This window comes from Arthrobacter sp. NPDC058127, from assembly GCF_042884555.1.
Taxonomy (GTDB): Bacteria; Actinomycetota; Actinomycetes; order Actinomycetales; family Micrococcaceae; genus Arthrobacter.
The window spans coordinates 1-17745 of record NZ_JBHVTT010000012.1; the positions used below are offsets into that span (position 1 = coordinate 1).

Below are 17745 nucleotides of genomic sequence, written 5' to 3' on the forward strand. Positions count from 1 at the left end.
CACCGGCCCCCGCCACACACGCCGGGATCAACCTCCCGCAGACCAAAACACCCCAAAAACCAGCCCAGTGACTCCACACAGCTTGACAACTTTCGAGCGTCCGGGATTTATACCGCATAGGTGAGCGGGCATCTCAGGGGGGCGCGTCTCAGGCCGGGGCGCGCGCCGGGAGCCGGGGCCGCCGCTCAGGCGAAGGCGGAGATGCCCGTGATCGAGCGTCCGATAATCAACGCCTGCACGGTCTCTGTGCCTTCATAGGTATGGATGCCCTCTATGTCGGCGAAGTGCCGGGCCACGCGGTTGGCCAACAAGATCCCATTGCCCCCGAGCAGGTCGCGCGCGTTCGAGGCGATGCTGCGGGCAGTCCGGGTGCATGTGAACTTCGCGAGCGCCGCCTGAGCGGGAGTCAGCACGCCCTCTTCGTCCAGCTTGGTCATCTGCATGACCATGAGCTGCATGGTGGCGAGCTCCGAATGCATCCGGGTAAGTCGCTCCTGCACAATCTGCGAAGCGGCCAGCGGGCGGCCGAACTGCCGGCGTTGGGCAGCGTACTGCACCGCGGTTTCGTAGCAGGCAGTGGCATGCCCGACGGCGGACCAGGCCACTCCCAGCCGGGTCGCCAAGAGCACCCGGGCCGTGTCCTTGAAACTCCGGGCACCCGGGAGCACGTTTTCCGCCGGGATGAAGACATTCTCAAGGCGGATATGTGCCTGCCAAATGGCCCGGAGTGAGAGCTTGCCTTCGATGGTCGTGGCAGAGTATCCGGGGGAATCCTGCGGGACGAGGTATCCGTGGACTTGCCCGTCGTCGCCGCGGGCCCAGACGACGGTCAGCCCGCCGATCGAGCCGTTGCCGATCCACTTCTTTTCACCGTTGAGCACATACCCGCCCTCGACGGCCGTCGCAGTTGTCTCGAGTCCCACCGAGTCGGAGCCGTGCGCGGGCTCGGTCAACGCGAAGGCACCGAATTCCTCGGCCCGGGAAAGCGCGGGAATCCAGCGGGCCTGCTGTTCCGGGGAACCGCATTCGGCCACGGATCGAAGCGCCAAACCACCCTGGACCGCGACCACCGTGCCGATGGACCCGTCGCCGCGGCTCAGTTCCATGGTGACCAGCCCGGCGGCGGTTTTGCTCATGGCCGGGAACCCGTCGATGTTGATTCCGTCGCGCAGCAGGTCAAGTTCACCGAGACGCTTCACCAAGTGCAGCGGATACTCCGCGCGCTCCCAGTACCCCGCGATGACCGGGAGCACCTCGTCCTGGACAAAGGTCCGCGCACGGTCCCAGTAGGCGCGGTCTTCGCCGCTGATGTCCTTGAAAACGGAGGCCGGGTCCGGGTCCAGCGATTCGTTGAGGACATACTCGGGCTCCATGGTGCCAGCCGGGAAAACAGTCCCAGCCGGAAACAAGGCATCCAGTTCCTCGGAAGCGCTGTTGGACGTCGTCGTCATGGGGGAATCCTCGCTCTGGGGTTTCGATCTGCGACTCCCAGCATGCGCTGACACTCGGTTTCATGTCAAGGAACTCAGTACCAGCGGGGGGGTTCTGCTGGATCGAGCTAAGCCAGGGCGTCCCGGACTGCTTGAAGGATCCGTTCCGTACCCGCTGCAGGATCGAGGACGGCAACCACGACGGCGGGCCGGCCGCCTGGCGCGGACGCGGCACCGGCTGCGTCGCTACCCGCCTCGCCGGTTGAAACACGGGCGAACGTGTCCGCCAATGCGCCCAATTCGTTCCCGAGCCTGGCGGCCAGTTCTTCGGCTTCAGCTTCCCGCGCATCGCGCCAAGCACGCGCCTCATCCCCGGCACCCGTGACGCGTTCGCCCGCAGAAACCGCCCGCAGCCATTGGCGGAGGACGCTGTTGTGCAGGGCGACTACCGATGCGGCAAAGGCCACGGCCGTGACCTCCCGGCTTTCGCCTTCGGGCAGCACAGATAGGAGATGATTCCGGAAAGCCCGTTCATAGCGATGTGTCATCACAAGTTCACGATCACGAAGGGCCGGCACTTGATGCAGAAGTTCGTAGCGGGCCAGGGAGGTTCTCCGGTTGCCCACATGGTGGCTAAAGACCAAGAGCGCCGCGTCCACGACGGCACGTAACGGATCCGCCGTCGTTCCCGAAAGCGACTCCTGGACCCGCCCGAGAATCCGGTCGTGATCACCGAAAACAATGTCCTCTTTGGAACCGAACTTGCGGAAAAACGTGCTCCGGCTGATCCCCGCGGCATCGGCGAGGTCGTCCACGGAGGTCGCGTCGTAGCCTTGCCGCACCAGTAGATCGATTGCCGCGGCCACAGCGGGAGCTGGATCCGGATTGGCGGGGTAGTTGACCATAGGCGTGAATCTAACACGAGGACGTAACCGCACAGCCTTGGGCGCCGCTAGGCTTCTGCCATGGCATTGATAGCTCCCCGCGTTACGCCTGGCTTGCCCGCGGACGACGCCCGGAACCTGGCGCGCTCACTCCAGGACAGCAACGACATCACGGTTTTCGTGGACGGCACGGTCCATCGGCTGCCGGATGAGGCGAGGGACGCCGTCGTCGACCTCCTCGGCAGGCTGGGCCGGGGCGAAGCGGTGACCGTCAGCAGCGTCGAGGAAATGCTCACGACGTCGCGGGCGGCCGAACTCGCGGGAATCTCGCACACCTACCTGCGGAACATGACCGACCGTGGCGAAATCCCGGTGGAATACCGCGGCACGCATCGCCGCATTAGGCTCGCGGACATCATGGCGTGGCTGGAAACCCAGAAGAAGACGGCCGCGGCAGAAGAGCAAAGCAACACGTAGAAAGCTACGCGAGGGCGGCCTTGAGCGCCGCGTGGACCCAATCCCGGTAGCGGTCCAATCCCCAAGCGAAATCCAGCACGAGTGATCGGTAGGTGTCCGGGTGACCCACCGACCAAATCACGGCAGCGGCTTGCTCGTCGCTCATGCCGGAGGTCAATGCCCCGCGCCGCCTGAGCGCAGCCGCCGCTTCCGCATAGTTCCTCAGCCGGAGTTCGGCCCGGTCGCGCTCCACTTTTGCCGCTTCGGCGTCGACGGCGGAGGCCTGCCTCATGACGCTGAACAATTGGCTGCTTCGCGGGTGCACCTCGGCGAACCAGTCGGCCAACAACGCCAGGACCGCCCCGGCGTCGGGGGCTGCGGCAGTCCGCTCGCGCATGGTCTCCGGGACGGAGCGTGGGGCATCCGGACCCGCGGCCGTCGCGTCAACCACGGCCGAGAGTAACGCGGCCTTGTTGCCCACGGAGTTGTAGATGGTCTGGATAGCCACACCGGCTTGCTCGGCAACAGCCCCGATGGTGGTAGCCACGTATCCCCTGCTCAGAAACAGCTGCCGGGCGGCCTCCACAACGGCCGCCTTGGTTGCGGCGGCTTGAGCTACTCGCCTGTCATTGTGCCGGATTTCCACGGGAAAAGAATAGCATTCCAGTGACTGGAATGCTATTCTAATGATCTCGAACACCTCAGGAGGCTTCGCGATGGATAGCAATGAGGCAGTGAACACCGTAATTGTGGGCGCCGGACAGGCAGGGCTCGCCACTGGATTCCACCTGAAGAAACACGGGCAAGACATCCTCATCCTGGACTCGCAGGAGCGTGTTGGCGACGCGTGGCGGAACCGCTGGGATTCCTTGCGGCTCTTCACCCCGGCGCAGCACGATTCCCTTCCCGGCCTGCCATTTCCCGCCGCCCGAGGCAGCTTTCCCGGCAAAGACGCCATGGCCGAATACCTTGAGGACTACGCAAGGAACTGGGAGCTCCCGGTACGCCATGGTGCCCATGTCGTTGGCATCGAGCGGGAGGACGGCCGGTTCCGGGTACAGTCGAGCTCCGGGTCGATCCTGGCCAGGAACGTTGTTGTTGCCACGGGCCCGAACACGCAACCAAAGATCCCGGCTTTCGCCAAGGATCTGGATCCCGGCATCCACCAACTGCACGGAGCTGAATACGCCAACCCGGACTCAGTTCCGCCCGGAGATGTCCTGGTGGTCGGCTCCGGCACCTCCGGCGTCGAAATCGCCTTGGAGCTCGCACCCACGCACCGCACCTACATTGCCGGAACCCCTCCGTTCCACATCCCGGGCCCGGTGACGCGATACGCCGGCGGGCTTTGGTGGCTCTTCATCCACAAGGTGCTGAACAGGTCCACCCCTATCGGCCGCAAAGTCGCGGTCGGGTTCACCAAGCACGGCGCGCCGCTGATCCGGACCTCCACGCGAGAACTCGACGCCGCAGGAGTCACCCGCCTGCCACGCCTGGCGGGCGCCCGCGAGGGCCAACCCCAAGCTGATGACGGCAGGACGTTCCGGGTCTCCACCGTAATCTGGGCTACCGGCTACCAACCGGACTTTGGCTGGATCCAAGGACTTCCCGCGGATGAGGACGGCTGGCCGCTCACCTACCGGGGCGCCGTCGAACAACTGCCAGGACTGTTCTTTGTGGGCATGCCCTTCCAATACGGGTTGACCTCTGGCCTCGTGGGCGGGGTCGGCCGCGACGCCGCCCACGTCGCCGGACTCATCGCGGCGCAGGCCCGGCAAAAACAGGCCGCTCCGCCCGTTATTCAAATGTGACATTGCTTGCCGGCTGTTGTACGGTCGAGGGGCGACCCAATCCCCAACTGGGCCGCTTCCAGGTTGACGCCGAGCTCTGCCGCAACCCGGAATCCGCCAGACCCGCGGCAGAGACGGGGGACCCAGAGTCTCCGGGCCTACTACTTCTCCACAGGCCCTCGGGGTGAAGCCGCCACGCGCGGCCGGACGGCCTCGTCCGAACCCGACAGCTAACCTCGAAGGCGTTGAGAGGCAATCACCATGTCCCCAACCATGGATCAGCCTCGCCGTGCCCAAGTGGCACGCGAGCGCACCAAAGCAACCGGACGCCGTCGGGCCAATGACAGCGGACCGTTCATCGCTGCACCGGCTTCCGAACCTTTGAGTTCGACGGCGGCGCCCACCCCCGCGGCAACCTCCACGACGGCGGCGCCCACCACGCGCGCGGCCGCCCGGGCGGCCGAACGGAGGCGGGCTTCCCAAGCCAGTGAAACCGCGGCCATACCGACCGTGGCCGTTCCGACACTGGCTCCCCCGATAGCAGAGCCCGCCACCGCGGCCATTCCAACAGTGCCTGCCCCAACCGTGGCTCCTGCGACAGCAGAGCCCGCCACCGCGGCCATTCCGACAGTGTCGGCTGCGACAGTGGCTCCTGCGGCAGCTGAACCCGCCGAAACCGAGAATGCAGCCACAACGGCACCCCCGGCGGCGTCCCGTGCCGGCGCCGGTCCGGCGACCTTTACTGGTTCGTCATTCAGCCGCGAACCACACGCCGTCCTCAAGAAGGCCGCCGCCGTCAGGACGATGAGCAACCGAATGGCTGTAGTGACCGGCGCCCTAGGCATCTTGTTGGCCGCGGCTTCCGTCAGCCAGGCTCTTGAGTTGCCCTTCTTTGGCCAGGAAACACAGACCCAGGACACTACAAGCGCGGACAGCCAAAGCTCAACGCAATCCGACGCTCCCTCCACGACGGCAAGCACTTCCCCCAGCGGTGCAGCATCACCTTCGGCAGCTACCCCTAGCGCCAAGGCCGGCCAGACCGCCGCGGACCCGGCGCAACATTCGCCGCAAGGTCCCGCCGCAGTCGGACCCTCGGGTGCCTCCGCACCATCGATCTCCGTCCAGGTTCCTGGCGCAATCCCGTCGGCCCTGCCCCCAAGCCTCGGCCCGGTGCCTGTTCCTTCCGTTCCGGCCCAGCCTGCGCCGGCTCCCAGCCCGGGTCCGACCGGACCCGCTAGCCCAACCCCGACACCGGATCCGACGGATCCAGCGTCTCCGACGCCCGGGCCTACAGGTTCTTGGAAGCCACGGACCCCGGCCAGCCCCACACCTACGCCACCGCCTACCCAACCGGGCGTTGATCTTGGGTCGATTCTGGACGCAGCAACCAAGGCACTGCAGTGAGGATGGGAGGGCATCGAACGTTTGCCGTCGAGTGGCACGGACGATGCTGCCGGAACACCCGGACGCAGATGATTCAGCACCGCCCGGACCGCTGGCGCTGCAGCCTTCAGTTGAGGCAGTTCAACAAGTAAGCCAGCGCGGCTTCCGGTACCAGGGAGGTCAAATCCGTGGACGCCCTGCCCAGCGCCGCGCTTTGAGCGTTGCGTGGAGTTCGAGCCGGGTGGCGCCATTCAGCGGATCTGCTCCGATGAGCTGGCGGACCCTGGCCAGCCGGTTGTAGATGCTGCTGCGGTGCAGGTGGAGCTTCGCGGCCACGTCCTGCACGGAGCCGTCACTGTCGTAGAGCAGTTCGAGCACGGGGAGCAGCTCGCCGTTGCGGTCGGCGTCCTCGATCTCCTGGAAATGTGCCGAGCCCGAATCGTCCCAACCGCCGGGCGCTTGTAGCCGTTCGAACAACTGGTAGATCCCGGCCGAGCGGCTGTCCACGAGTTCGCCGAGTGGAGGATCGACGGCGGCAGCCTGGGCCGCGAGCTTCGATTGCCGATACGCCCGGCCCAGTTGGCGGATGACTGAAAACGGCTCGCTGATGCCCAGGATGACCCGTTCAACCTTCCGGCCGGCGCGCTTGGCGAGTTCCAGCTGATAGTGGACCAGGACCTGGGCATGTTCTGCCCGTCCGCCGGTTTCGCGGAACAACAGGACCGAGTGCGTCTCGGTGCCGGCGCTGAAAAGCACGGAATCGACCCCGATAGTAGCCTGCAGTGCGGCGGAACGGTGCGTCAGGGTCGCCGCGATCGGATCGGAAACGCCACCACTGTCCTCAGCATCGAGCACGGTCACCAGCTGCCAAGGTCCCCTGCCTTGGATCTCCTTCCATCCCGCCACGGCCGCCACCGCATTGGATTCGCCCTGGCATGCAGCGAGGAATTCCTGCTCACGGCGGCGCCGGAACTCCGATTCGGCCGTATTGGAATCGAGCAGCAACCCCGCGAGGAGGTCCAACTCGTCCCGGACGCCCGGCAGCTCGGCGAGTATCGCCGTCGCGGTCTGCTCGTCAAGGTCCTGCTGGACCCAGAGGTACCCGACGCGGAATCCGCGCACCAGCAGCGGGACGCAGACGCGTCCCACCATCCCGAGATCCTCATTGGCGGGCACGACGACGGGACGCACCGCGGTAGCGATGCCGTGCGAGAGCTGCCACGCGCTGACGTCCACCGGGACACGCTTGCTCAGGAGGAAATTCACGCGCACACGGTCGGCGTGGGACTGGTTGGAGCTGTAAGCGAGCAGCACGCCGTCGAGGTCTTCCAGGGAGAGGCCGCGGCCCAATTTGAGTGCGACGTCCTCGACGATCTTCTCCACGTCCTGCTGCATGGAGAAAACACTACTTTGCCCGACGAACATCAGGCGACACCTGACGCTCTCAGTATCGACAAATGTCGAGTCGCGGGCCGCAAAAACCCCGGAATTCCGGGGAAGTCAGCGACGGCTGCGATCACCTTTCCTGTCGCCTGGCTCACAGCGGATTTATTCTGGAATCACAGTCCCCCGCAGAGAAAAAGGCCGTTGGAGCCTTTCGAACATGGAGCCCAAAATGATCATCGGTGTCCCCAAAGAGATCAAGAACAACGAATTCCGCGTTGCCATCACGGCCGCAGGCGTTCACGAGTTCCGCACCCACGGCCACACCGTTCTGGTGGAACGGGGCGCAGGCCTGGGCTCCGGTATTACGGACGAGGAATACGCGGTTGCGGGCGCTGAGATCGTGGCCGAAGCCGACGACGTCTGGGCACGCGCTGACATGGTCATGAAGGTCAAGGAACCGATCAAGGCCGAGTACCACCGCTTCCGCAAGGGCCTGATCCTCTTCACCTACCTCCATTTGGCCGCCGAGCCCGAGCTGACCCAGGAACTCATCAACTCCGGCGTCACGGCGATCGCCTACGAGACCGTCCAGGACGGCCGCGCGCTGCCCCTCTTGGCACCGATGTCCGAGGTCGCCGGCCGCCTGTCGGTCGTCGTCGGCGCTTCCTCCCTCATGGCTCCGGCCGGCGGCAAGGGTGTGCTGCTGGGCGGCGTCCCGGGTGTCCGCCCGGCCAAGGTTGTTGTCCTCGGCGCCGGTGTTGCCGGTACCAACGCTGCCGCCATGGCCCTGGGCCTGGGTGCCGACGTCACCATCATGGACATCAACATCAACCGCCTCCGCGAGCTGGATGCCATCTACCAGGGCCGCCTGAAGACGGTCGCTTCCAACGCCTACGAGATCGAGAAGTCAGTGGTCGACGCCGACCTCGTCATCGGTTCCGTGCTGATCCCGGGCGCCAAGGCCCCCAAGCTGGTCACCAATGAACTGGTTTCCCGCATGAAGCCCGGCTCCGTGCTGGTGGACATCGCAGTGGACCAGGGCGGCTGCTTCGAGGACACCCACCCCACCACGCACCAGGAACCCACGTACAAGGTCCACAACACGATCTTCTACTGCGTCGCCAACATGCCGGGCGCCGTTCCGAACACCTCCACCTACGCACTGACCAACGTCACCCTGCGCTACGCGGTGGCACTGGCCAACCTGGGCGTCAAGGCCGCATTCGACCGCGACCCCGCCCTCGCCGCCGGCCTCAACATCGCTGCCGGCAAGGTCACGCACCGCTCGGTTTCCGAGGCGCACAACCTGCCCCTCGTGGCCGACTGGCACAACCTGGTCTCGGCTTAGCTTCTCTCCGCCCCTAACGGGCGCGACTAAACGATCCCGACGGCGGGGTGCGGCTTCCATGGGAAGCGGCACCCCGCCGTCGGGGTTTTTGGTGAAAACAGCCCCGGACTCGCATTGTGAAACACCGGTAGCCCTCCGCTTCCGGAAGCCCGAAGGTGGAGTGATGGGATTTAGTCGGTCTGTCCTTGATTCGTTCCGAGACGGGAGCCTGCCGGACCTACTTGGGGACCACACACGGCTTTTGTTCGTCGGCATAAATCCCGGCTTGCGCGCCGTCGCGGTGCAGGCGCATTTCGGCGGCGGGAGCAACCGCTTCTATCCTGCTCTCTACCGGGCGGGCATCGTCGATCGGCGGATAGATGCTTCGGCGGGCTTCCGCCCCGAAGACCTCGCGCATCTGCGTGAGCGTGGCCTCGGCATCACGTCTCTGGTCGCGGGAGCGTCGGCGCGCGCGGACGAACTCACCGCAGAGCAGCTCGTCGCTGGAGCCGAAGCACTCTCAGAGCGCGTCGAACGCATCGCTCCGGCAGTGGTGGCGGTATTGGGAATCACCGCCTACCGGGTTGCCTTCGCCCGGCCCCAGGCAACGGTCGGACGTCAGCTGGACCATCTCGGCGGCATCCCCGTCTGGGTGGTCCCGAACCCGAGCGGCCTAAACAGACACGCGACCCTGGATGACCTGGCAAACGCGTACCGAGAAGTCGCAGTCGCATCCGGCATCGAACTTTTCACAACATCCGTATAACCGGCACGCGCCTGCTCACGTCTGATCGTGGATTCCTTGCGATGTCACAATCCGTCGACGATGCCGTCGACGACGGCGCGGAATCTCTCCGACGCCATGCCTGTCTTGACGAGCACACTGAGCCCGATCACGGAGGCAAGCAGTTGGCTAGCGGCAGTGCCGGCATCCCGATCCGCACCGAGCTCTCCGGACTCTTGTCCTTGCGCGATTGCTTGCCGAAACACGGCTTCGATCTGCGTGAAGAGCTCGTCCGCGATGCGATTCACGTCGACGTCCGCGGGGCCGAGCTCCGCTGCAGCATTGACCATGACACACCCCCGCTGATGCTCGCCCACGCCGGCAAGGACAGTCATGGCCCCTTTGAGACGGGGCCGGACCGGCCCGGGCGTTGAGAACAGCTCGGCCAGGTACTCGAGTCGTTTCAGGCTATAGCGCCGGAGGGCACGCAGGAACAGTGCGTGCTTGCTCTCAAACGTGTTGTAGAGACTGCCTTTGCCAATGCCCAGTTCACTGGCCAGTTCCTGCGGCGTCGTTCCGGCGTACCCCTGACGCCAGAACAGATCCATCGCCCTATCGACCGCCTCAGCGGCCTCGAACTGCATCGGTCTACCCATGGAAAAAGAGTAACCCGCATGATATTGTACTTCAAGGTCAAAAACCAATTTTGCGGCCACATCTGGATCCAGCTGTCCTTTCAGGAAGGCACTCCTTGTCCATTCAAAAGTCCCTGGCACACGCCACCCCGGCAACAGGCCTGCACACGCGCGTCCCGCTGAACACGCTCGCCATCCCACTGGGCCTGGCCGGCCTCGCCCAGGTCTGGTCCGTGGCGGCTTCCGCGCTCGGGCTCCCGTTCGAGCTCGGGCAAGCGTTCTGGCTAGTTGCCGGGATCTCCTGGATCTGGACCCTCGCAGTACACACGCATCGCGGCAAGCGCACCGACCAACCGCTCTCTCATCAGCTCACGCACTTCGCCCAGGGTCCGCTGGCGGCAATCCTTCCCATCGCCGCGATGCTACTCGGAGCGAACCTTCACCACACGATTCCGCTGGCCGGAACTGTACTGACGTTGATCTCCATGACCGCCGCAGCCGCGTTCGCCGCATGGATTCTGGGCTTCTGGATGCGTGGGCAGTTGCCGCTTGAATCCGTTCATGGCGGCTACTTCCTGCCCATCAGCGCAGCCGGTTTAGTCGGTGCACTCGCCGCGGCACAGGCGGGGCTTGACTGGCTCGCCATAGGGAGCTTCGCCGTTGGCATCGTCTTTTGGCTGGTGATCTCCGTGTTCTTCTTCCTCCGCCTCGCGCGCCGTCCAACGATGCCGGCACCACTGCTCCCGACACTTGCGATCATGATGGCTCCCCCGGCCGTTGCGTCAGCGGCGTGGCTCACGATCTCAGGCGGTCGGCCCGATCTTGTGTTCGAGGGGTTGACGGCGATCACGGTTCTGATGGTGCTGATCCAGGCGACGCTCTTGCCGCGCTACGGCGCGCTGCCGTTCTCGCTGGGGTTCTGGTCATTCACCTTCCCCGTGGCGAGTGTCGCTGCACTCGCCATTACCTGGTTGCACCTCCTCCAACCGCCTGCCTGGCAGGCCATCACCGTTGGATTGCTCGCCGCCGTTACGCTCCTCGTCGTATCGATCGCGACGAAATCGATCCTCCTGCTCAACGCCACGACCCGCGCGGCACGGCAACAGCGTCGACGCCATCACTGAGAGTCGTTCCGATCTTCATCGTTTTTCGATTGGACGGGCTCCATCGACCTGTTAATGTCAGACCCCTCTGCGATGCTGTGGTTATGGCCGGGAACCGGGGAACACAGCTGATCGGACCAGACGCGCCATCCGGCGGCACGGTCCCGGAGGCTATCCCCGGTGTCGCTGGGCCGGGCTTGCGGGTGCAGGATCTGATCGACGCCGTGCGATCGCTCCGGCCAGGCCCCGACAGCACCGAACTGATAAACCAGTTGCGTGCCCTGGAGGATTTGAAGTCCGCGGCCGCTGCTGCGCAGGCCCGGATCGCCGTCGCGTTCGATGCCGCCCAGCGCAGCGCCGACGCGGCGGCAGGTGTGCCGGCCGAGGAACACGGCCGCGGGGTCGGAGCTCAAATTGCGTTGGCCCGGCGGGAATCCCCGGCCCGCGGATCACGGCTGTTCGGCTTGGCGAAGGCGCTGGTGACCGAAATGCCGCACACCCTCGCCGCCCTGGACACCGGCCAGTTCACCGAATGGCGGGCGACCCTGCTGGTGAAGGAAACAGCCTGCCTGTCCGCCGAGGACCGCTGCGCGGTGGACGAGGAACTGGCCGCCGACACCGGAACCTTCGACGGGGTGGGGGACAAGGCCATCATCGCGGCGGCCCGGGCCGCGGCTTACCGGCGGGACCCCCGTTCCGTGACCCAGCGCGCCAGCCACGCCGCCACCGAACGCCACGTGAGCCTGCGGCCCGCGCCTGACACCATGACCTACCTGACCGCACTGCTTCCCGTCGCCCAGGGCGTGGCCGTGCACGCGGCCCTGACCCGGCACGCCGACACCCTCCGCAATACAGGGGACACCCGCACCCGGGGCCAGATCATGGCCGATGCCCTCGTCGAACGCACCACCGGCACCCCGGGCGGTATTTGCGGGGTTGAAGTCCAGCTCGTCATGACCGACCGCACCCTCTTCCAGGGCGACAGCGAACCGGCCAGGCTCCCCGGCTACGGCATCGTCCCCGCCGGCTGGGCGAGGGAACTCCTCACCGGGAACCACGGCCAGGCCGGTCCCGGCCAACCCGCGGACCGGACCTTCAAGGTCTGGCTGCGGCGCCTCTACACAGCCCCCGGAACCGGGGACCTTGTCGCCGTCGATTCGCGGGCGCGGCTTTTCCCGGCGGGCATGCGGCGCTTCATCCAGGCCCGCGACGAGACCTGCCGGACCCCCTACTGCGACGCACCGATCAGGCACTTAGACCACATCATCCCCTGGCACGACGGAGGACCCACCAGCCTGGCCAACGGCGCGGGCCTGTGCGAAGCCTGCAACCACACCAAGGAACTCCCCGGCTGGACAGCACAAACCAGTCCCGGGACACGGCATGTCCTGGAAATCCGCACCCCCACCGGACACCACCACCGGTCAACAGCCCCGCCCCTGCCAGGCAGCAATCCACTAGGAACCGACCCGCCCGATATCGCGGGACCGTATTCCAGGCGCCACCGACGCGCGCTCCGACATCAAGCCAAAGCGCTCAAATACGCCCGCGTCACTGAACTAGAAGCCGCCTAAGGTCCCTAGGAGATTACTGAATTAGTCACGGGCCGGGCCCGTCGACTGGACTCATGTGGGTGTTGGTTAAGCCAAGCATCGGGGACGCCTCTGCCCGGATTCCGTGATGGAGGACCTCTTTCGTCCTGAAGAGAAAGCGCCGGCGGGCGGTGGATTCGACTGACCTGGACGATGCGATCGCGAGGCAAGACTCGATTACGCAGCTGATCGCCGGGACCCGCCGCTTCGGCCCTGATGTCCGTGGCGGCTTGGTGGCGTTCCGCCCGCGTCACCGAACTACGGGCCGCCAGGTCAGCTCAGCCGAACACGCCCCAAGTTACGGCTTCACCGGGTTGCCCGGAAGGATCTCGGAAGGAACGGGCTGGGGCAACGGGAGCGTGGGGGTTGGGACCTCCGGCGTCGGGATCGTGATCTGTCCCGGGCGGCCCTTGGCGATATCGTGCAATCCATTGCGCGGATCCGACTCGGACCCCGGCGCAGTAGTGCCGGGAGTGGCGTGCGGCGATGGATGCGTGTTGTTGTTTTGGGCGTCGAGGCTTGAGGACTCCGGAGAAGGCGACGCGGGAATGCTTGTTCCCCGGGTGGGCATCGGAACCGGCTCCGGGCGGGTTCCCTGCTGTTGCGGTCCTGTGCCGCCCGAGCCGGGGGTGAGCTGGGAAACAACCGATCCCACTACGGCGCCCAAGTGTTCGATCGTTCCCGGGATGCCGCCGTCGGACGCAGCCGCGGCGGTAGCTCCGGCGGCAAGGGAAGCCGCAACGGCAAGAGCCGCAATGCCGGCACGGCGCTTACGACGACGGCGCGCGGCCAGTTCGTCGATCGGCGCAACCGCGGTGCGGGCTAGCGGGGTTGTGGCCGCGACAGGTGCAGCCGCAACGCTCGCAGGTGCCATCAAAGCCTGCACAGCCGCCGATGGCTGCGGCCGGGTGCTCGCAAGGGCTTGCAGTTCCAGCAGCTCTGTCCGGATCTCGTACGCTTCGTCGAGTCCGGCTTCAGCAAGCAGGCGGTCAACGCCTTGCTCGCCGAAGGATGCGGATTTTTCGCTCATGATGTGCCATTCCTTAGTAGTGCACGTTCTCTCAGTGCACTCAATGCCCTGCGCTGCAACTGCTTCACGGCTCCTTGGGACTTGCCCATGATGTCCGCTGTTTCTTCCAACGACAGGTCCGCCACGACCCGTAGCGCCAGGACCTCCCGGTAATCGGGGCTGAGGTCGGCCAGTAGCTCGGTTACGCCCAAGCCTTCGCCATGTCCGAATGCCTGGTCCTCGGCCGAGGGCGCGCTCCGCGAATCCAAATCAGATTCATAGGGCGCGGAATCAGGGGTGCGTTCCCGCTTGCGATAGTGATCCACCATTCGCGCGTGCGCTATGGAGAAGAGCAGGGTTTTGGCCCCTTGGAGACCTCCTCGGAGGGAATCCAGTTTGGGATAGAGAGCCAGGAACACGTCCTGGGTAACTGCTTCCGGATCATCTACGCCGCGGGCGCGCAGGTATCCAAACACCGGTCCGGAAAACTCGTTGTAGGCAGCCGTGAAGAGCAGTGCGGGATCTTCCTCGTCCGCCTGCAAATATTCGTCAGCCAAAGGGTCAAGCACCCGCGACCCCTCCATCCCACGCAGCGCGGTCATCGTCCCTGGCCTGGGAAATGACCACCGCCGCAGTCTGTTGCGTCGCGGGGCTCCTTGTCATTTAGCCAAGGAGCCCCGCCGTTCAAGCGTAGCCGCAGTGTTACGGGCTGACAGAATCGGACGGAACGTGCACAGGTGCGGTCGGCACGTGGGACGGCACGGCCGGGACTGCCGGTACAGCGGGGACGGCCGGAGCGGACGGCACTGCGGGAACAGCCGGTACGGCAGGCAATGCGGCGTTTCCATCGGCGTCGGCGCTGGCGGAAGCAGATCCGTCAGCCTTCAAGCCGGCAGCCTTGCCTTCGCTCACGACGGTGGCGCAGTGTGCGCTGACGTTGGCTTCGCCGCCAGCGGCAACTACCAGTGACGAGTAGCCGGGCACCTTGGTGTCAGCCTTCAGGCCGCCGTTGAGGAGGGCGGTGCAGAGGCCGAACGCCTCAGGTGAGGTGGCCTTGGCCGAAGCGGCCGCGGCCTTGGACTTTGCGTCGTCGACGGCGTCCGTGGCCTTGGACTTAGCGTCGGCAGCGGCGTCAGTCGCCTTCGACGTTGCGGCCTGGGACGCGTCGGCCGCCTTGGACTCTGCGGACTCGGCTGCTTTGGACGCGGCCGGAGCCGGGGCTCCAAGCAACTCGTGGGCGCTCTTCTGCAAATCGTTGGGAAGCGCTCCGTTGAAGGCTGCGACGCCGGTTCCGCCAACCGCTACAGCTCCGGCGGCAAGGACGCCGGCGGCGATTTTGCTGGTGGCAAGGACAGTGAACAAGGACATGAAACCCTCCGACAAACGTTTTGGGACTGCTCCGGCAGCGGCTTTGTCGCTACCGGATGATGAGTGCGGACGTTGCCCACACTCCCCCTACATCGCTGACGGTCCCGGCGAAGTTACGCCCGATCCAAAAAAACTTTCAGCGAACTGGCAGTAGGTGACCCTTCCCAAGCGTTTTGGGGTCATTTGATGCCAGTTCGCTCCGGTCAGGCGAGCGTCCTGGCTTGCTCAATCAGCTTGAGCACCTCAACTGGGCCGGCCGGATCCACGGGGAGCGGCAAAGCGGAGGCGGCACCGCCGTCGGCGATCTTCTCCGCAAGGATCCGGTAGAACTCCTGGTAGGCGCCACGCTCGGTGGGTACCGTGGTCCGCACGCCGTCGATTTCCAGGGTGCCGTAGTGGTGCGGATCGTCGACGCCGTAGGCGCCATCCGTGGGCCGACCGCCCGCCACGATGAATGGTTCCTGAGGGTCGATTCCGAACTTCACGAATCCACCCTTGCTCCCCAGGATGCGGAAGCGTGGCGCGTGAAGCTGGCTGTTGACGTTCATGGCGACGTGGCTGAGCACTCCCGAAGCGTGCCTTAGGGCCAGGAAGACGTCGTCGTCAGCTTTTTCCTGGGGCCGTCGCGCCAGGATTTCGGCATGGCTGACTTCGGCGGGACCGAACATCTGGATCGCCAGGTCCAGCAGGTGGGTTCCCAGGTCGAAGAGCAGCCCGCCGCCGTCGTCGGCCGTGGCACCAGCCTTCCACGCTTTGCTTATTTCTGGCGCCCACCGCTCCATTGACGCTTCGCAGCGCATGACCTCGCCCAACGTCCCGGCGTCGAGCAGCTTCTTCACCGTGAGGGCGTCGCCGTCCCAGCGGCGGTTTTGATAGACGGTAAGCACGCGGCCCAGCCTCGCGGCCAGACCGATCAGCTCCTGTCCCTGCGCGCTGGTCACCGCGAACGGCTTGTCCACGACGACGTCGAGCCCGGCTTCCAGCGCGGCCTTCGCGAGCGGGTGATGGGTCGCTGGCGGCGTGCCGAGCACTACGAGGTCCAGCTCACCGGCTAGCGCCAGGACGTCATCCGGACTGTCCACGATCCTCGTGCCGGGATACCGTTCTTCGGCTTTGGCCTTACGGCCCGGGTCCGAAGTAACGATGACGTCGAGGGAATACGCCCGATTGGCTGCGATGAACGGCGCGTGGAAGACGCTGCCGGAAAGGCCATAGCCGACGACGGCGGTGCGGATCGGTGTGTGGGTCATGCCGCTACGCTACCGGGCGAAGGTGGCCCGGCGAAGGTTATGTCAGCAGTCTTTCAGCAGGCGCGTAACGAGCTCTCGCCACGACGCAGCCAGGCGCTCCGGGGCGACTCCATGGGCGCGGAGGGAATGGAGCATGCGCTCGGGATCCAGCGTGGCGCCGAGGGAAAGAGCTAGCAGCCATGGATCGCGGTCCAGGCCCGCTTCCCGCAGCAGCATCTCGATGTGCCGGTGCCACAACACGACCGGCGGGGCGTCGTGCCGGTTTTGCGGGGAATGCTCCGCCGCGGCACGGGCCAGCTCGCCGTATTCTTCGACATATTTGATGCGCGCTTCGCCGAAGGCAATGAGCCGTTCAAGTGGGGGCGCTCCGGGGCCTAGCGGCGGCGGACCGAAGATGAACTCGCGCTGGAATTCCGCTTCGGCGTCGCTCAGGAGGGTCATCATGAGTCCTGCCCGACTGCCGAAACGGCGAAATACGGTTCCCTTCCCGACGTCTGCCCTGCACGCGAGCATGTCCATCGTGACGGCGTCCACTCCGTGTTCAGCCACGAGATCCCTGGCAGCCTGAAGGAGCCGTTCGCGGTTACGCGCGGCGTCGCTGCGCTCCGGCTGCGTCCCGAAAGGCGAACCGGGCCGGATGGGGATGAGGCTCACAAAAACATTCTAGCCTCGGGAATAATAAGCGGACCGCAGTCCGTTTAGAATCTACGAAGGCAGCAAAAGCCTCCAAAACCGAGCGCCTGCGGCACCGTCCGCGGCCAGACCCAAGGAGTTCCCATGTCCAAGAACACCGTTCTCGCCCTTGTTGGCAGCCTCCGCGCCGATTCCCACAACCGCAAGCTCGCCGAAGCCATCCAGCTCAACGCCCCGGAAAACGTCGAAGTACAGATCCACGGCTCCCTCGGCAACATCCCGTTCTACAACGAAGACATCGACGTCGAAGGCCAGGTTCCGGCCGAAGCCGCAGCTCTCCGCGCTGCCGCCGCCGAAGCGGACGCAATCCTGCTCGTCACGCCGGAACACAACGGCACCATGCCGGCGTCGCTCAAGAACGCCATCGACTGGCTGTCCCGCCCGTTCGGCGCCGGTGCCCTGGCAGGCAAGCCCACCGCCGTCGTCGGTACCGCTTTTGGCCAGTTCGGTGGCGTCTGGGCGCAGGACGAGGCCCGCAAGGCAGCCGGCATCGCCGGCGCCAAGGTCCTCGAGGACGTCAAGCTTGCCGTCCCGGGTTCCATGATCCGCTTCGCTGAACTGCACCCGAAGGACGACGCCGAAGTTGTTGAGCAGATCAAGGGCATCTTCGAGCCGCTGACTGCCGTCCAGGAAGAAGTCGCAGCCTAGTTCCCAGTTGGCCCCGAGAGTGCCCCTGTCCCGCCGTTGAGGCGTGGGCGGGGGCACTCTTTGTCGA

The 17745-nt window shown here is 65.6% G+C and carries 18 protein-coding genes and 1 riboswitch; of the genes, 7 read left to right on the forward strand and 11 right to left on the reverse strand.

The annotated features are described in order from the left end of the window. Positions 1-185: 185 nt before the first annotated feature. Positions 186-1451, reverse strand: a complete 1266-nt coding sequence (locus ACFVTG_RS15705) for an acyl-CoA dehydrogenase family protein (RefSeq protein WP_390281829.1) — start codon at positions 1449-1451, stop codon at positions 186-188. A 107-nt stretch (positions 1452-1558) separates the two neighbouring features. Continuing rightward, positions 1559-2335, reverse strand: coding sequence for a TetR/AcrR family transcriptional regulator (locus ACFVTG_RS15710; RefSeq protein WP_390281831.1), 777 nt, complete (start codon positions 2333-2335; stop codon positions 1559-1561). A gap of 60 nt (positions 2336-2395) precedes the next feature. On the opposite strand from ACFVTG_RS15710, the gene ACFVTG_RS15715 reads away from it, so the two are divergent. Continuing rightward, a complete protein-coding gene (locus tag ACFVTG_RS15715; protein ID WP_390281834.1) occupies positions 2396-2791 on the forward strand; it encodes a helix-turn-helix domain-containing protein in 396 nt (131 codons plus the stop codon). A 4-nt stretch (positions 2792-2795) separates the two neighbouring features. On the opposite strand, the gene ACFVTG_RS15720 is transcribed toward ACFVTG_RS15715, so the two are convergent. Continuing rightward, positions 2796-3416, reverse strand: a complete 621-nt coding sequence (locus ACFVTG_RS15720; RefSeq protein WP_390281836.1) for a TetR/AcrR family transcriptional regulator — start codon at positions 3414-3416, stop codon at positions 2796-2798. 70 nt (positions 3417-3486) lie between these two features. Here ACFVTG_RS15720 and ACFVTG_RS15725 point away from each other — a divergent pair, with 70 nt between their 5' ends. Next, the gene (locus ACFVTG_RS15725) at positions 3487-4581 is read left to right on the forward strand and encodes a flavin-containing monooxygenase (RefSeq protein ID WP_390281838.1); all 1095 of its coding nucleotides are present in this window, start codon (positions 3487-3489) and stop codon (positions 4579-4581) included. Between the two features lie 84 nt (positions 4582-4665). Beyond that, positions 4666-4819: riboswitch (cyclic di-AMP (ydaO/yuaA leader) on the forward strand. 19 nt (positions 4820-4838) lie between these two features. On the opposite strand, the gene ACFVTG_RS15730 is transcribed toward ACFVTG_RS15725, so the two are convergent. Beyond that, on the reverse strand, positions 4839-5372 hold the full coding sequence (locus ACFVTG_RS15730) for a hypothetical protein (RefSeq protein ID WP_390281840.1): 534 nt from the start codon (positions 5370-5372) through the stop codon (positions 4839-4841). Positions 5373-6123: 751 nt separating this feature from the next. Next, complete coding sequence (locus ACFVTG_RS15735; RefSeq protein WP_390281841.1) at positions 6124-7338, reverse strand: PucR family transcriptional regulator; 1215 nt, start codon at positions 7336-7338, stop codon at positions 6124-6126. Positions 7339-7558: 220 nt separating this feature from the next. Between ACFVTG_RS15735 and ald the strand changes: the two genes are divergently transcribed. Continuing rightward, complete coding sequence (ald, locus tag ACFVTG_RS15740; RefSeq protein ID WP_284756100.1) at positions 7559-8677, forward strand: alanine dehydrogenase; 1119 nt, start codon at positions 7559-7561, stop codon at positions 8675-8677. A gap of 163 nt (positions 8678-8840) precedes the next feature. Continuing rightward, a complete protein-coding gene (locus ACFVTG_RS15745) occupies positions 8841-9422 on the forward strand; it encodes a mismatch-specific DNA-glycosylase (RefSeq protein ID WP_390281843.1) in 582 nt (193 codons plus the stop codon). Positions 9423-9466: 44 nt separating this feature from the next. Here the strand turns inward: ACFVTG_RS15745 and ACFVTG_RS15750 are convergent, their stop codons facing one another. Beyond that, positions 9467-10036 (reverse strand): TetR/AcrR family transcriptional regulator, encoded by a 570-nt coding sequence (locus ACFVTG_RS15750; RefSeq protein ID WP_390281845.1) that lies wholly within the window; start codon positions 10034-10036, stop codon positions 9467-9469. Positions 10037-10131: 95 nt separating this feature from the next. Between ACFVTG_RS15750 and ACFVTG_RS15755 the strand changes: the two genes are divergently transcribed. Both ACFVTG_RS15755 and ACFVTG_RS15760 read left to right on the forward strand, forming a co-directional pair. Then, positions 10132-11139 (forward strand): transporter, encoded by a 1008-nt coding sequence (locus ACFVTG_RS15755; RefSeq protein WP_390281847.1) that lies wholly within the window; start codon positions 10132-10134, stop codon positions 11137-11139. Between the two features lie 83 nt (positions 11140-11222). Continuing rightward, positions 11223-12692 (forward strand): DUF222 domain-containing protein, encoded by a 1470-nt coding sequence (locus ACFVTG_RS15760; protein WP_390281849.1) that lies wholly within the window; start codon positions 11223-11225, stop codon positions 12690-12692. A 316-nt stretch (positions 12693-13008) separates the two neighbouring features. On the opposite strand, the gene ACFVTG_RS15765 is transcribed toward ACFVTG_RS15760, so the two are convergent. The 5 genes from ACFVTG_RS15765 to ACFVTG_RS15785 form a co-directional block, all read right to left on the reverse strand. Continuing rightward, entirely contained in the window at positions 13009-13740 is a 732-nt protein-coding gene (locus ACFVTG_RS15765) for a hypothetical protein (RefSeq protein ID WP_390281851.1), read from the reverse strand. Next, positions 13737-14288, reverse strand: coding sequence for an RNA polymerase sigma factor (locus ACFVTG_RS15770; protein WP_390281977.1), 552 nt, complete (start codon positions 14286-14288; stop codon positions 13737-13739). The genes ACFVTG_RS15765 and ACFVTG_RS15770 overlap by 4 nt, the downstream gene beginning before the upstream one ends. 133 nt (positions 14289-14421) lie before the next feature. Then, positions 14422-15087, reverse strand: coding sequence for a hypothetical protein (locus ACFVTG_RS15775; RefSeq protein ID WP_284756108.1), 666 nt, complete (start codon positions 15085-15087; stop codon positions 14422-14424). A 203-nt stretch (positions 15088-15290) separates the two neighbouring features. Then, positions 15291-16337: a Gfo/Idh/MocA family oxidoreductase gene (locus tag ACFVTG_RS15780; RefSeq protein ID WP_390281855.1), complete on the reverse strand. Its 1047-nt coding sequence runs from the start codon at positions 16335-16337 to the stop codon at positions 15291-15293. Positions 16338-16379: 42 nt separating this feature from the next. Continuing rightward, the gene (locus ACFVTG_RS15785; protein WP_269993912.1) at positions 16380-16991 is read right to left on the reverse strand and encodes a TetR/AcrR family transcriptional regulator; all 612 of its coding nucleotides are present in this window, start codon (positions 16989-16991) and stop codon (positions 16380-16382) included. Positions 16992-17114: 123 nt separating this feature from the next. Here ACFVTG_RS15785 and ACFVTG_RS15790 point away from each other — a divergent pair, with 123 nt between their 5' ends. Continuing rightward, positions 17115-17678 carry an NADPH-dependent FMN reductase gene (locus ACFVTG_RS15790; RefSeq protein WP_284756112.1) on the forward strand — a complete coding sequence of 188 codons (564 nt, stop codon included), beginning with the start codon at positions 17115-17117 and terminating at the stop codon, positions 17676-17678. The last annotated feature ends 67 nt before the right edge of the window (positions 17679-17745 follow it).

Bases quoted from the DNA above. Each gene is read 5' to 3' on its own strand.
- ACFVTG_RS15725 (WP_390281838.1), top strand. From the start codon at position 3,487: ATGGATAGCAATGAGGCAGTGAACACCGTAATTGTGGGCGCCGGACAG.
- ACFVTG_RS15775 (WP_284756108.1), bottom strand. From the start codon at position 15,087: ATGTCCTTGTTCACTGTCCTTGCCACCAGCAAAATCGCCGCCGGCGTC.
- ald (WP_284756100.1), top strand. From the start codon at position 7,559: ATGATCATCGGTGTCCCCAAAGAGATCAAGAACAACGAATTCCGCGTT.
- ACFVTG_RS15760 (WP_390281849.1), top strand. From the start codon at position 11,223: ATGGCCGGGAACCGGGGAACACAGCTGATCGGACCAGACGCGCCATCC.
- ACFVTG_RS15705 (WP_390281829.1), bottom strand. From the start codon at position 1,451: ATGACGACGACGTCCAACAGCGCTTCCGAGGAACTGGATGCCTTGTTT.
- ACFVTG_RS15710 (WP_390281831.1), bottom strand. From the start codon at position 2,335: ATGGTCAACTACCCCGCCAATCCGGATCCAGCTCCCGCTGTGGCCGCG.
- ACFVTG_RS15790 (WP_284756112.1), top strand. From the start codon at position 17,115: ATGTCCAAGAACACCGTTCTCGCCCTTGTTGGCAGCCTCCGCGCCGAT.
- ACFVTG_RS15745 (WP_390281843.1), top strand. From the start codon at position 8,841: ATGGGATTTAGTCGGTCTGTCCTTGATTCGTTCCGAGACGGGAGCCTG.
- ACFVTG_RS15765 (WP_390281851.1), bottom strand. From the start codon at position 13,740: ATGAGCGAAAAATCCGCATCCTTCGGCGAGCAAGGCGTTGACCGCCTG.
- ACFVTG_RS15750 (WP_390281845.1), bottom strand. From the start codon at position 10,036: ATGGGTAGACCGATGCAGTTCGAGGCCGCTGAGGCGGTCGATAGGGCG.
- ACFVTG_RS15715 (WP_390281834.1), top strand. From the start codon at position 2,396: ATGGCATTGATAGCTCCCCGCGTTACGCCTGGCTTGCCCGCGGACGAC.
- ACFVTG_RS15735 (WP_390281841.1), bottom strand. From the start codon at position 7,338: ATGCAGCAGGACGTGGAGAAGATCGTCGAGGACGTCGCACTCAAATTG.
- ACFVTG_RS15780 (WP_390281855.1), bottom strand. From the start codon at position 16,337: ATGACCCACACACCGATCCGCACCGCCGTCGTCGGCTATGGCCTTTCC.